This window comes from uncultured Maribacter sp. (assembly GCF_947500405.1).
GTDB lineage: Bacteria > Bacteroidota > Bacteroidia > Flavobacteriales > Flavobacteriaceae > Maribacter_B.
Genome location: NZ_CANMRY010000004.1, coordinates 122,542 through 136,690, shown reverse-complemented (window position 1 = coordinate 136,690; position 14,149 = coordinate 122,542). Strand labels below are relative to the sequence as shown.

14 protein-coding genes are annotated in these 14,149 nt (G+C 30.1%); 3 read left to right on the top strand and 11 right to left on the bottom strand.

Features of this window, described 5'->3' with window-relative positions; genetic code table 11:
- The first annotated feature begins 20 nt into the window (after positions 1 to 20).
- From Q0945_RS07045 to miaA, 3 genes are read left to right on the top strand one after another with little or no spacing between them, the layout of a single operon-like run.
- Complete coding sequence (locus Q0945_RS07045; RefSeq protein ID WP_299432634.1) at positions 21 to 1,388, top strand: exonuclease domain-containing protein; 1,368 nt, start codon at positions 21 to 23, stop codon at positions 1,386 to 1,388.
- 3 nt (positions 1,389 to 1,391) lie between these two features.
- Positions 1,392 to 2,246 carry an ion transporter gene (locus Q0945_RS07040; protein ID WP_299432631.1) on the top strand — a complete coding sequence of 285 codons (855 nt, stop codon included), beginning with the start codon at positions 1,392 to 1,394 and terminating at the stop codon, positions 2,244 to 2,246.
- Positions 2,246 to 3,163, top strand: coding sequence for a tRNA (adenosine(37)-N6)-dimethylallyltransferase MiaA (gene miaA / locus Q0945_RS07035; protein ID WP_299432628.1), 918 nt, complete (start codon positions 2,246 to 2,248; stop codon positions 3,161 to 3,163). The genes Q0945_RS07040 and miaA overlap by 1 nt, the downstream gene beginning before the upstream one ends.
- A 41-nt stretch (positions 3,164 to 3,204) precedes the next feature.
- Here miaA and Q0945_RS07030 read toward each other — a convergent pair whose 3' ends face one another.
- The 11 genes from Q0945_RS07030 to bamD form a co-directional block, all read right to left on the bottom strand.
- Entirely contained in the window at positions 3,205 to 3,915 is a 711-nt protein-coding gene (locus Q0945_RS07030; protein WP_299432625.1) for a response regulator transcription factor, read from the bottom strand.
- Positions 3,916 to 3,921: 6 nt separating this feature from the next.
- Positions 3,922 to 5,502: a HAMP domain-containing sensor histidine kinase gene (locus Q0945_RS07025; RefSeq protein ID WP_299432622.1), complete on the bottom strand. Its 1,581-nt coding sequence runs from the start codon at positions 5,500 to 5,502 to the stop codon at positions 3,922 to 3,924.
- Between the two features lie 80 nt (positions 5,503 to 5,582).
- A complete protein-coding gene (coaE, locus tag Q0945_RS07020) occupies positions 5,583 to 6,167 on the bottom strand; it encodes a dephospho-CoA kinase (RefSeq protein WP_299432619.1) in 585 nt (194 codons plus the stop codon).
- Positions 6,164 to 7,120: a YbbR-like domain-containing protein gene (locus Q0945_RS07015; protein WP_299432616.1), complete on the bottom strand. Its 957-nt coding sequence runs from the start codon at positions 7,118 to 7,120 to the stop codon at positions 6,164 to 6,166. Before Q0945_RS07015 ends, coaE begins: the two co-directional genes overlap by 4 nt.
- Positions 7,117 to 8,133 carry a glycosyltransferase gene (locus tag Q0945_RS07010; protein WP_299432614.1) on the bottom strand — a complete coding sequence of 339 codons (1,017 nt, stop codon included), beginning with the start codon at positions 8,131 to 8,133 and terminating at the stop codon, positions 7,117 to 7,119. The genes Q0945_RS07015 and Q0945_RS07010 overlap by 4 nt, the downstream gene beginning before the upstream one ends.
- Before the next feature lie 101 nt (positions 8,134 to 8,234).
- The gene (locus Q0945_RS07005; protein ID WP_121067438.1) at positions 8,235 to 9,044 is read right to left on the bottom strand and encodes an SDR family oxidoreductase; all 810 of its coding nucleotides are present in this window, start codon (positions 9,042 to 9,044) and stop codon (positions 8,235 to 8,237) included.
- An 81-nt stretch (positions 9,045 to 9,125) separates the two neighbouring features.
- Positions 9,126 to 10,784 carry a DNA repair protein RecN gene (gene recN / locus Q0945_RS07000; protein ID WP_299432610.1) on the bottom strand — a complete coding sequence of 553 codons (1,659 nt, stop codon included), beginning with the start codon at positions 10,782 to 10,784 and terminating at the stop codon, positions 9,126 to 9,128.
- Positions 10,785 to 10,840: 56 nt separating this feature from the next.
- The gene (locus Q0945_RS06995; protein WP_299432607.1) at positions 10,841 to 11,728 is read right to left on the bottom strand and encodes a DUF4835 family protein; all 888 of its coding nucleotides are present in this window, start codon (positions 11,726 to 11,728) and stop codon (positions 10,841 to 10,843) included.
- Positions 11,721 to 12,926, bottom strand: a complete 1,206-nt coding sequence (coaBC, locus tag Q0945_RS06990) for a bifunctional phosphopantothenoylcysteine decarboxylase/phosphopantothenate--cysteine ligase CoaBC (protein WP_299432604.1) — start codon at positions 12,924 to 12,926, stop codon at positions 11,721 to 11,723. Before coaBC ends, Q0945_RS06995 begins: the two co-directional genes overlap by 8 nt.
- Positions 12,927 to 12,929: 3 nt before the next feature.
- Positions 12,930 to 13,262, bottom strand: a complete 333-nt coding sequence (locus Q0945_RS06985) for a DNA-directed RNA polymerase subunit omega (RefSeq protein WP_211333210.1) — start codon at positions 13,260 to 13,262, stop codon at positions 12,930 to 12,932.
- A gap of 12 nt (positions 13,263 to 13,274) precedes the next feature.
- Positions 13,275 to 14,105 carry an outer membrane protein assembly factor BamD gene (bamD, locus tag Q0945_RS06980; protein WP_299432600.1) on the bottom strand — a complete coding sequence of 277 codons (831 nt, stop codon included), beginning with the start codon at positions 14,103 to 14,105 and terminating at the stop codon, positions 13,275 to 13,277.
- Between the last annotated feature and the right edge of the window lie 44 nt (positions 14,106 to 14,149).

Here is a 14,149-nt window from a genome sequence, read left to right as displayed (position 1 = left end):
TCGCTTAAAAAAGCAACTTAATGTACGTAATACTAGATATAGAAACCACAGGAGGAAAATACAATGAAGAAGGTATTACAGAAATTGCTATCCATAAATTTGATGGACACAAAGTAATAGATACATTCATTAGCTTAGTTAATCCTGAAAAAGAAATACAACCCTTTGTAGTTAAGCTTACAGGAATAAACAACAAAATGCTACGCACAGCACCTAAATTTTACGAGGTTGCTAAACGTATTATAGAAATTACCGAAGATGTTGTTTTGGTAGCACACAACGCTCAGTTTGATTATAGAATTTTAAGAACTGAATTTAAAAGACTAGGATATAATTTTGAAAGAAAAACCTTGTGTACTGTGGAACTTTCTAAAAGGCTACTACCAGATGCAGAATCTTATAGTTTAGGAAAATTGGTTAGATCCTTAGGAATACCAGTTAGTGATAGACATAGAGCTAATGGAGATGCCTTAGCAACAGTAAAACTATTTAAGTTACTACTTGCAAAAGATACCGATAAAGAAATTCTTAAAACTGTAATAAGAAAAGAAACCCATGGGGAACTTTCTGAAAAACAACTTCATATCATAGAAGACTTACCATCTGTTGTTGGGGTTTATTACATGCTTAATAAAGACGGGGAAATTCTCTTTTTGGGGCACAGTAAAAACATTAAAAAAAGAGTTAATATACATTTTACAAAAAGAGGAGATAGAGCTCGTAAACTTCAAAAAGAAACAAAGAAAGTAACTTACGAAAAAACAGGAAATGAGTTAATAGCTCTATTAAAAGAGCTAGAAGAGCAAAATAAAACTAAACCTAGATACAACAATAAGAATAAACAAAAAATATATTCTCACGCTGTATATCAAGGAGAAACTAAAGAAGGCTACATTAGTTTTAATGCAAGTCATATTACTGGTAATAGACCAAATCTTACGACATTTAACAGCATTCATGGCGCTAAAAATTTTATTTATAAAATAAATGAAGAATTTAATTTATGTGATAAAATAAATGGGGTCTCGGAAGCTAAAAAAAACTGTTCTAAATACGATGAAAATAAGTGTAATGGTGCTTGTATAGAAAAAGAACTTGTTACGGAGTATAACCAGAGAGCATTAATGGCAATTAATAAATATAGTCTTGCAAACAAAAGCATAATTATTGTTGACAAAGGAAGAGAAATTGGAGAATATAGCGCCATTTTAATAAAAGATGGTATTTTTATAGGGTTAGGATTTTACGATTTAAATTTTCAAATAAATAATTTAAACATATTAGAATCTATTATAACACCTATGAATGGTGGTAAAAATGCCATACATTTAATTGAAACTTATCTTAGAAAAAAGAGAGTCGTAAAAATTATAGAATTGAACACCTAAATTTTGAACAAAAAAAAAACTAACACTACTTGGAAGAATAGAATTCATGAAATTATTTATGAGGCAGATACTCCTATGGGTAAATGGTTTGATATTATTCTTTTTATTCTAATAATAATAAGCGTAATACTAGTAATGCTCGAAAGTGTAAAAGAGATTGATGCTAAGTATCATGATGCTCTATATGCTTTTGAATGGGTAGTTACTATTTTTTTTAGTATAGAATATATTCTAAGAATAGTAAGTATTAAAAAACCTTTAAAATATGTTTTTAGCTTTTATGGTATTATAGATTTTATATCTACAATCCCACTATACATTTCTTACTTTTTTGCGGGCTCCCAAATATTTTTGGCAGTTAGAGCTTTACGACTGTTACGTGTTTTTAGAATATTAAAACTTGTTAAATTTATTGGCGAAGCATCAGAATTAACTAGAGCTTTAAAATCTAGCAGAGCTAAAATTGCAGTTTTCATATATGTAGTAATCATTTTATCTATAATAATGGGTACTTTAATGTATTATATAGAGAGCGATGAAACTGGATTTACAAGCATACCTAGAAGTATTTATTGGACTATAGTTACTTTAACTACTGTAGGATATGGAGATATTGCTCCACAGACACATTGGGGGCAGTTTATTGCAACATTAATTATGATATTAGGTTATGGCATTATTGCGGTTCCTACAGGTATTGTAACTACTGAGTTTGCTAAAAACAATAAGCAGAAAGGTAATGCCGTAGATAACGGAAGTAACTTTGTTCATACAAACACACAAAGTTGTCCAAATTGCTCTGCGGAAGGTCATAGAGACAATGCCAAACATTGCTACAATTGCGGAGGAACCTTATAATGAAAAACACCATTATTTCTGTTGTAGGCCCTACAGCTATAGGAAAAACAAAACTTGCAATTAAAATAGCACAGCATTTTAATACTGAAATTATTTCTGCAGATTCTAGACAATTTTTTAAAGAAATGCGTATTGGAACGGCTGTTCCTACAAAAGAGGAATTACAAGCAGCCAAGCACCATTTTATACAAAACAAAAGTATTATAACCCCCTATTCCGTTGGAGATTTTGAAAAAGAAGGACTTGCTTGCATTGCTAAACTTCATAAAAAACATTCAATTGTAGTACTAGTTGGTGGCAGCGGATTGTATGTAGATGCAATAATTAAAGGCTTTGACACATTTCCTAAAGTAGCTCCTGAAATTAGAGAAAAACTAAATAACACTCTAATAAATGATGGCATTAGTCCTCTCCAAGAGCAACTAAAACTATTAGACCCAAAATACTATGCTGTAGTAGATACAGAAAACCCACATAGAGTCATAAGAGCTTTAGAAGTTTGTATTGGTTCTAGTAAACCTTATTCTTCTTTTATTACAGATAAGAAAGAAAACAGACCTTTTAATGTAATTACAGTAGGACTTACTGCAGATAGAGAAATAATTTACGACCGTATAAACAAAAGAGTAGATATTATGCTACAAGAAGGGCTTTTAGAAGAAGTAAAATCCTTAGAAAGCAAAAAACATTTAAATGCTTTAAATACTGTTGGCTACAAAGAGCTTTTTAATTATTTAAATGGAGAGTGGACTTTAGAGTTTGCTATTTCTGAAATTAAAAAAAATACCCGCAGATTTGCCAAAAGACAACAAACTTGGTTTAAAAAGAATGAAGACACTCTTTGGCTTGATTTTAATTATGATTGGAAAGTATTTTTAAATACATTAGAAAAACAGGTAAAAGAAAAAACCATCTAAAAAATTTTAGATGGTTTTTAAATCTTTTTAAAATACAGAGACTATTCTTCTGTTTTTATTACTAATCTAAAGCCTTCTCCGTGAATGTTTAGAATCTCTACAGAATCGTCCTTTTTTAAGTACTTTCTAAGTTTAGCAATATAAACATCCATACTTCTAGAGGTAAAGTAATTATCGTCTCTCCAAATTTTTGTAAGCGCTAATTCTCTTGGCATTAAATCATTTTCATGTAAGGCTAATAAACGCAATAACTCATTTTCTTTAGGAGAAAGTTTTACAGCCTCTTCTTCTCCAAATTTTAAAAATCTAAGTTTAGAATTTAAATGGAATCCACCTATTACAAATTCAAATTTTCTACTATCAGCTAGTGTATTAGATGTCTTTCTTTGAAGTATTGCTTTAAGTTTCATTAAAAGCACTTCAGAATCAAAAGGCTTATTTAAATAATCATCCGCACCAGCTTTGTATCCTTTTAAAACATCTTCCTTCATTGTTTTAGCTGTTAAGAAAATAATTGGAACATTCTCGTTCTTTTCTCTAATTTCTTTTGCTAAAGTATATCCATCTTTATAAGGCATCATTACATCTAAAATACATACGTCATAATTGTCCTTTTTAAATTTCTCAAAACCTTCCATACCGTTTTTAGCAAGAGTAACATCAAAGTTATTCATTGCTAAGTAATCTTTTAAAACAATACCAAAATTTGGATCATCTTCTACTAATAGTATTTTTTTTTCTGTTGTCTCCATATTATTTTAAATTAACGGTAACTTTATATAGAAAGTACTTCCTTTTCCTTTTTCACTTTCTGCATAAACTTCACCTTGGTGATCATCTATTATTTTTTTAACATAAGAAAGCCCTAATCCGTGCCCTTTTACATTATGAATGTCTCCTGTGTGTTCTCTATAAAATTTTTCGAACACTTTTTTTAATACCGCCTTACTCATTCCTGAGCCTTGGTCTTTTATTTTTATAATTATGTTACTCTTTGCAATTTCTGTATATACATCAATCTTTGGTGCTTGTACAGAGTATTTAATTGCATTATCTAAAACATTTACCACTACATTGGTAAAATGCATTTCATTAGCTAACACATCTGTTCTTTGCGCTTCTAAATGTGTATTTATATAACCTCCTCTATCTTCAACAATTAATTCTACATGCGCTATTGCATCTTCTATTATGTCATGTACATCTATCCTATCCTTACTAATATCTAGTTGGTTTTTTTCTAATTTAGATATTCGTAATACATTTTCTACTTGCGCGTGCATACGTTTATTTTCATCACGTATCATTTGCAAATACCGCATTACTTTTTCTTTATCTTCTATTATTTTAGGATTCTTAATAGCTTCTACAGCCAAATTAATAGTTGCAATGGGTGTTTTAAACTCATGCGTCATATTATTTATAAAATCTGTCTTAATCTCAGATATTTGTTTCTGCTGTATTAACTGGTATATAGCTCCTGCATAAGCAAGAACAATAATTAAGGTAAATAGCAAGGACAAACCTGCCATTCCTAAAATAGATTGTATTAAAAATCTTTTTTTCTTCGGAAAATTAATAAGCAAAGAAAAATTAGAATTCCCTTCTAAATCTTTAAAAATAGGCGATTGGTAAATATTTGTTTTGGTATACTTAAACTTTTTAGATTTTACTTTTGTTGGCAAACCTTTACTGTATACTCCATATTCAAAATCTACATTTAATCCTCTATTTTTTAATTCACGATCTAACAACAACTCTATTTCCTGTGTAGAAACTCTTCTATGAATAGGTACTTTCTTAGCATATTCACTAAAAACATCCTCCATTTGCGCTCTTTCTATTTCAGATAAGCCGCCAATTTTTTCAAATTTCTGAACTGCATTTAATTCATATTGCTTGCCATCTAGACCAACATTTTCTTTATAAATTGCAGTGGTACGCTTACTTGTATAGTTTTTAATTGTTGTTACGGTGTCTATACTTCCATTGTCAAAGAACGTAGATGCTATATTATAATCTTCTTCTAAGATACCATGCGAATACATACGTATCTCATTAGAGTTTATATCTCTATCTATAAAAAAGAAATTCCTTAAGTGAGAACTTTTAGGTTTCCCTATGCTATCTCTAAGATTAAAATACCTATCAAAATAGTTTCTTGTTTCTCTACTAGCTATTTTATTTGTAACATTATTAAGAGCTTCCGACACTGTATTGGAAAATTGTTCTTCCTTATCCTCAACAGATTGTTTGATCCAAAAGATTTGAACAAAAATAATTCCAACAAGTGAGAGGCTCATTAAAACAACTAAAATAACAAACAACCTCTTATTCATTCTTTGTAAAATTAAGATTTAACCTATAGAAAATTGCACCTTTAACCTAACCTTAACAAAAATGTAAAAATCTCTCTATGCTAGCTATATGCAAGCAAAGACTTATGTAATGCTTCTACTTTTTGTTCTGTTTCTTTAATATCAATATTCTCAATGATAAAATTTGCCTTTGCTATTTTCTCTTTATCACTTAATTGATTATTAATACGAGCTAAAATGGCTTCTTTACTTGTAGCGTCTCTATGCAAAACTCGCTCTACTCTAAGTTCTTCTGGAGCTGTAACTAAAATTACAGCATCATATAATGAAGCTGTATTATTTTCATACAAAAGTGCTGTTTCCTGAATTACGTATGAAGTACTTTGTTCACTTACCCACTGTAAAAAGTTTTCCCGTACAGCTGGGTGCACTATAGCATTAAGTTTTTGTAACAATTTTTTGTCCTTAAAAACTTTCCCCGCAATATAGTTTCTATTTAATTTTGACTTTTTGTAGGATTCTTCTCCTAATAGTTTTTTTATTTCTCTAATTAAAAATTTAGAGGTACTCATTAAGTTTTTAGCTTCTTTATCTGAATTATAAACAGGAACACCTAATGCTAAAAATAAGTTTGCAACAGTAGTTTTTCCGCTACCAATACCTCCTGTTAAACCAATTATTTTCATTGCTCGCTAATAATATAGGTTACTTTGTTTTCTAAAAGAGTTGCACTATAAACTTTATTTGGCGCACTAGTAATTTTCAGTGCTACTTTTTCTTTACCTTGTAGCATATTATTGTAATTTGCTGTTACAACAAAATCTTTTTTCGATATTTTTTTTAATACTTCTAATTTTGCTTTACACAAAATTTTAACTCTGTCTGGGAAAATCTTTACTATAGTACCTTGAGGCAAGTTAATAACCTTAATAGGAATATTATTAATTATTTTTTCTGAAAAACGAGAAACATCGCCTTTTACAATAATATTCTCTGTACTATAAGTTGTATTTTTTAATACTTTAGGAGTTATTATTTTGGTTCTTTTAGAAAAGTCTTCCCCAATATTAGACAACTCTACTAAGGCTGTTTTTAAATTCTGCAAGGTATCTATTTCATTTTCTGGCCCCGTAACTTCAATACTATTAGGTTCTAAAACAATAGCACCATCTAACATACAATTCTTTTGAAGAGTTAGCTTTATATTGGCATTTACTGGAATAGATTTCGTTATTATTTTAACCAACTCAAAATCTATATTTTCCTTATCCAAATCTTTTAAAACCATAGAGTTTGGCAAAGCTTTTTCCACTTGTTTTTGTATTTGCTTTACAGATAAACTAAACTTAGAGTTCTTTACTTCTTCTTCCGATAAATCTATAGCTATTTCTTTAGCACTTAACCCAAAACTTAAAAACTGAAACCCTATAGCCTGTAACTTTACATCTAACTTTTCTTTTGTAACAGACTTTAAAAGATACCCTTCAGGGATATTATAATAATTTAATTTAAACGTTGTGTTACTCGTGTAAGATTCTGATAGTTTGTTTATAAACCAAGCTAAACTAGAAACTAGTAAAAAAATAGAAAATATTTTTACTTTTCTCTTCTTTAAATGTTTACCTATTTTCTTTATCAAAGTATGCTGTTAATTTTAAAAAACAAATTTGGAAATATTTCTCTTGGTTTCTTTTTACTAAAGTTAATCCAAAAAGTAGATTTTAAAAAACCGTATCCATAACCTACAAACTGAATAACCACAGCAACCAAAGAGAGTGCTGCTACACTAAAGTTTTTATTCTGTAATAAAGAATGAAAAAACAATATTACAAAGTAGACTTTATAAAATGCTAAAGGAATCCAAATACCAAATAACAGTAATAAAATAGATACTATAAAACCAATACAAAATAGCGTAGGAAACCAGTAGGTTAATTTTTGCGTTTCTGGATGCCATTTATTTAAAATTGGCCTTACCATTCCAAATTTATTTACTTGTATATAAAACTTATTCCAATCTATTCTTCTTTTATGATACACATATGCTTCTGGTATTAGCTTTGTATCATATCCTTTATTCCAAATACGTATGGTTAAGTCTGGATCCTCTCCTGGGTGAATATTACCGTAACCGCCTACATTCTCAAATGCTTCTTTAGAGATCCCCATATTAAAACTACGAGGCTGAAACTTGTCTACTGCCTTTTTTCCACCTCTTATTCCACCTGTAGTAAAAAAAGAGGTCATTGCATAATTAATTGCTTTTTGCACTGTAGAGAAAGATTCATGTGCCGCATCTGGACCTCCATAACAGTGAACAAAATTTTCTTGCAAAGATTTTTCTGCTACTTCTAAATATTGAGGCGGAATTATACAATCGGAATCTAGCACTATAAAATAATTTCCTTTTGCTCTTCGCATTCCATAATTTCTAGAATCTCCTGGGCCAGAATTAAATTTCTTATAGTAAGATATGTTTAATTTTGATGCAAAACTTTGCACCACATTTTCTGAAGAAACTGTAGAACCGTCCTCTATAAGTACTATCTCAAAAGGTTTGGCATACGTTTGCTTAGAAAGACTTTCTAAGAGCTCCAAAACCTCATTAGGTCTATTATAAACTGGAACAATAAAAGAAAAAGACAAATCCATAGAAACCTAATTTGTTGGTAAATTTACGTAAAAAAACAAATTGACTTCCAGGAATAGTATTCCCAAAAGTCAACCTAAAAAATTATTTATATAAAATAACTTTATTCAAACTTATCCATTACTTCTCTACTAACTCCTGTATTAGAAAAACCACCATCATGAAATAAATTCTGCATGGTAACTTTACGTGTAAGGTCCGAGAATAGTGTTATGGTATAATCTGCACAATCCTGCGCTGTTGCGTTACCTAATGGTGCCATTTGGTCTGCAAAATTAATAAAGCCATTAAACCCTTTAATTCCCTGACCAGCAGTTGTTGCAGTAGGAGATTGTGAAATAGTATTAACTCTTACTTTTTTATCTTTTCCAAAGAAATAACCAAAACTACGTGCTACAGATTCTAAATATGCTTTATTATCTGCCATATCATTATAATCAGGAAAACTTCTTTGCGCTGCCATATACGTTAGAGCAACAATACTTCCCCACTCGCTCATAGCATCATTCTTATATAATGTTTGCATTACCTTATGAAAAGACAAAGCAGATATATCCCAACCTTTAGCTGTAAAGTCATAGTTTTCATCCATATAAGACCTTCCTTTACGAACATTTACAGACATTCCTATAGAATGTAAAACAAAATCTATTTTACCTCCTAAAATCTCCATAGATTTTGTTACAAGATTTTTTAAATCTTCTTCACTTGTTGCATCTGCAGGTATAATTTCTGAACCTGTTTGCTCTCCAAGCTCTTTTAATTGCCCCATACGTAAAGCAATTGGCGCATTGGTTAAAACAAAAGTACCTCCTTCTGCATGGACACTTAATGCTGTTTTCCATGCAATAGAATTTTCATCTAATGCTCCAAAAATAATTCCTCTTTTGCCTTTTAATAAATTATATGCCATTTTCCTGTTCTTAGGGTTTTTATAAAAATCAAAGATATTTAAAATATGTTAAAAAAATAGTAGTTAAGCATCTATAAATATCTATGCTCCACTTAATAATTCCTTTGCATGTGCAATTGCAGAATTCGAATGTTCTTTTCCTCCCAACATTTCTGCTAACTCTACTACTCTTTCTTCTTCAGATAGTATGTATAAATTAGTAGTTGTTCCTTGTTTATCTTCTGTTTTGCGTACTTTATAATGTTGGTTTCCTTTAGATGCTACTTGTGGTAAATGCGTTATAGAAAAAACTTGCATATCTGCACTCATATTCTTCATAATAACCCCCATTTGTCCAGATATTTCACCTGAAACACCTGTATCAATTTCATCAAACATTATGGTTGGCAAATCTTCATATTTAGCTAATATTGCTTTTATTACCAACATAATTCTAGAAAGTTCACCACCTGAAGCTACTTTTTTTAGTTCTCCATAATTACCTCCTTTATTGGCAGAAAATAAAAACACCAAATCATCTTTACCTAATGCTTTATAAGCCTCTGCTTTATTAACCTCTATAGTAAAGGAAGCACTTGGCATTCCTAAAGTACTTAATGAATTTTCTAATTGTTTTTTTAAACTAGGTATTACTTTTTGTCTTCTTTTTCGTAAGCTTATAGCAATGTCTTCTAAAACATTTTTTTGCTTAGAAAGTGCTTCTTCTTTTTCTTTAATTGTAGATTCTATATTCTCTGTAGTAGAAACTTTTTTACTTAAATCTTCTCTTACAGCAACTAATTCTTCTATAGTTAAAACACTATGCTTTTTTTGAAGATCATACAACAACTGAAGTTTTGCGTTAACCTCTTCTAAAACTTTAGGATTTGCTTCGGTATTCTCTATATAATCTTGTAATTCTGTAGCAACATCATCTAACTCTATAAAAACAGATTGTACTCTTTCATTTAAAGAATTGTATTTAGTACTAAAATTAGACAACTTAGTAGTTACTTGTTTTAATTGAGAAAGAGCCCCTATTACACCTATTTGCTCCTCATTAAGTAATTGATTACCTGTTGCCAACTGCTCCATGATGAGCTCTACATTATTAAGCTGCTCATATTCTTGCTCTAATTCTTCCAAAATTCCTTCTTTTAAAGGCGCAGACTCTAATTCTTTTAATAAAAAGCTATTATAATCCTGCTCTTTAGAGGCGTTATCACGAAATAAAATAAGCTCTTCTAATTCTTTTACTAAAGATTGATATAATTTTAAAGCAGCAGCATATTTCTCTAAAATTTTAGAGTTGTCTGCTAAAGCATCTATTACTTTTAACTGAAAATTATTATCTCCTAATTGTAAAGTTTGATGTTGGGAATGCACATCGATTAGTTTTTCTCCTAATCTTGATAGTATATCTAGGGTTATCGGTGTATCATTTACAAATGCTCTAGATTTTCCGCTTGGCTGTATTTCTCTACGTATAATTGTGGTACTCTCATAATCTAAATCTTGTTTGGTAAAGAAAGATTTTAGATTATACTTTTCTATATTAAACTCTGCCTCTATAACACATTTAACTGTTTTATCTCTTAAAGAAGACAAATCTGCGCGTTTCCCTAAGACTAAAGACAAACCTCCAAGAAGTATAGATTTACCAGCTCCTGTTTCTCCCGTAATTACCGTAAATCCTTTTGTAAAGGATACATTTAAGTGATCTATTAGGGCGTAATTTTTTATGGATAAATTTGTAAGCAATGTAGATAATTTTATTGCTACAAATGTAATCTATATTCTATCGTAAAAAAATAGAGTTAATATTTAATATCATTCCAGGTACTAGAATATAATGGCGCAACCCTATTTAAGGTTTCTTTTAACTTCACCACATCCACTTTTGGGCCTCCAGAAAAGATATTTTGAATTTCTTCAGACTTAGCATCAAAAAAAGTTTGCATTAAAAAAGCATTAGGTCTTCTCTTTATCATAGTATCAAACAAGTTCATGGTACCTGCAATAATTTGCTTACCTGTACTATTGTTATCTCCAAGAATATCTAACCCCTTTCTATGATAATTATACATTGCAACTCTGTACTCTTTATAGGTATTAGAAAGTAAATTATCTACAAGTTCAAAACGACTTCGGTCTGATGACTGGCTCCACCCTGCTGAATTACCTCCTTGTGCTTGTGTAACTATACTTTGCGCTTTTCTAAAAAACTCACTACCGCCTTCTAATGCAAATGTATCTGCATCTAACCCTATCATTATATACACATAATAAGCTACAACACTTACTAAGTTAGATTCATACACGTTTTCATTAAAAACTAATGGCTGAAATTCTATGTATTCAAAGTTTAACTGATTGTCTTTATAATTAAAGACTGGAGTTTCATAAGATGTATTAAAAACCGGCCTAGAAGATTGTATTTGTATATTACCCTTAAACCTGTTAGACTCATACTCCGTAATAGTAATAAACAACTGAGAATTAATACGTTCATTCTCCTTATACACCTTATTTGTCCACTTTGTTTTATTTACAAAATCGTTTAAAGAACGTTCTAAAGTTTTAAAAATTTGCTGATTAGTTTGTGAAACCTGATCAGAGTTTACAGTAATTTTACAGTTTAATTCTTGTGCTTTTACAAACAAAGAAAAACCTAAAAAAAATATAGCGATAATTAGATTACGCATCTAGTCTTTGAATTATTTCGTTTAATATATCTAGAGCAACAGCTGCCTTAGTTTTTAATTCAAACGTTTTTATCTGTAAATTGGTATCTATGAAGGTGATTTTATTAGTTGCTTTTCCAAAACCAGCACCACTATCGTTTAAAGAATTAAGAACAATAGCATCTAAATTTTTTCTTTTTAACTTTCCAGTTGCATTTTCTACTTCATTTTCTGTTTCTAAAGCAAAACCAACTAAAAATTGATTCGTTTTTTGTTCACCTAAAGAAAATAAAATGTCTTTATTTTTAACAAGCTCAATAGAAAACTCCTCTTGTTTCTTTTTTATTTTTTGAGTTGCTTTTATTTTAGGTTTATAATCTGCTACTGCTGCCGCACAAATTGCAATATCTATTTCTTTATAATATTTATGTACTTCGTCATACATTTCATCTGCAGAAACTACTTTTACCAAATGAATAAAATTGTGATCCACAGTGTATTTAGATGGCCCTGAAACTAATATTACTTCTGCCCCTAAATTCGCAGCACTTTTTGCAAGTTCATACCCCATTAAACCAGAGGAATGATTCCCTATAAAACGAACAGGGTCTATAGCCTCATACGTTGGTCCAGCCGTAATTAAAACCTTTTTTCCTTGCAAAGAAAGGTTCTTGGCTATTTCATTTTCTACAAACGAAACAATATCTTCTGGTTCTGCCATTCTGCCTTCACCAACTAAACCACTTGCTAATTCACCAGAAGCAGCAGGTATAATTATATTACCGTAAGACTCCAAAGTAGTTAAAGATGCTTTTGTAGAACCGTGTTTATACATATCCAAATCCATTGCTGGAGCAATAAAAACAGGGCATTTAGCAGATAAATATACTGCTAGCAATAAATTATCGCAAGTACCATTAGCCATTTTAGACATAGTATTTGCAGTTGCAGGAGCAATAATCATATAATCTGCCCAAAGACCTAATTCCACATGATTATTCCAATCTACTTGGTTTTCCTCTTTAGAAACAAAAGAGGTTACAACAGGGTTTTTAGATAACGTGGCTAAGGTAAGTGGAGAGACAAAAGAGCTGGCGCTCTCTGTTAAAACAACTTTAACATTGGCGCCAGTTTTAATAAGTTTACGAACAAGAAATGTAGTCTTATAAGCTGCAATCCCTCCAGTAATTCCTAAAAGGATGTTCTTATTAGCTAACATATATTATGCGTCTTTCTCTGTATTTCTGTAGTATATTTTATCATTTAACCACTCTTCTACTGCTAATGCATGTGGCTTTGGTAGTTTTTCGTAAAATTTAGAAACTTCTATTTGTTCTTTATTTTCAAAAACTTCTTCTAAACTATCGCTATACGTAGCAAACTCCTCTAATTTTTCTAAAAGTTCTTTTTTAATATCAGAATTTATTTGAATAGCTCTTTTAGATGCTATAGAAATAGCCTCGTAAATATTTTCTGTTTCTTTATCAAACTCATTTTTATTAATGGTTTTTGTAGAAACAGAAGCTTTTGAATTTTTTAAATCGTTCATGTTCATAATACTAGGTATTTATTTTGCTTCCGTAGGAAAACTTTTTAATTCTTTTTCAATTTTTTTAAGAAGGTCATCCGCCTCTTTTCCAAATTTAGTTTCAGGATATTTTTTCTTTAAAACGTTATAAGCATCTTTTGCATTGCTTAAACGATCCTTTTTTAACACTTCATAACTATTCATTGCTATGCGTGTTGTAGCTTGCAACTTTATATATAAAATATCTTCTTTAAAAATAGACCCAGGATAATCTGAAACAAAATTATCACAAGCTGCTACTGAAGATTTTAAAAGCTCATAATTAAACTCTCCAAGTTTATTATACTGCTTTGCTATTTCAAAAGACTTTTTTTCTTTTTTAGTCGTAAGTTCTTTTGCTATTTTATTTGCTTCTTTAAAATACTCAGAATCTGGATATGTATTAATAAAATTCTGTAATTTCAATAGTGCTTTATCCGTATCCGTTTGATCTAATGAATAATTAGGAGAAAGCATATAATAACTTTTTGCCCCTAAAAATGCAGCCTCTTGTAACTTATCACTTTTGGGGTAAGATTTAATAAAGCGTTCAAATTGATAGCCTGCCATATTAAAATCTTTTCTTTGAAAATAAGTATTTGCAAAGAAAAACATTACTCTCTCCCCTTGCGGCTTACCAATATATTTTGGAGCTATTTGCTCAAATAAACGATTAGAACGTTTATAATCTTCTTCTTTATAAAACTTTTCAGCCATGTCGTACTTAGCCTTTACATCATCATTCTTAAGTACTTTTTGGTACTCACTACATGATTGTAATACTAATGCGACAATAACAATTGAAAAAAAGTTACTCTTCTTTAAAAACATTCTGCAAAATTAGGGATTATCAATGGATATAAAAAACATTTTTA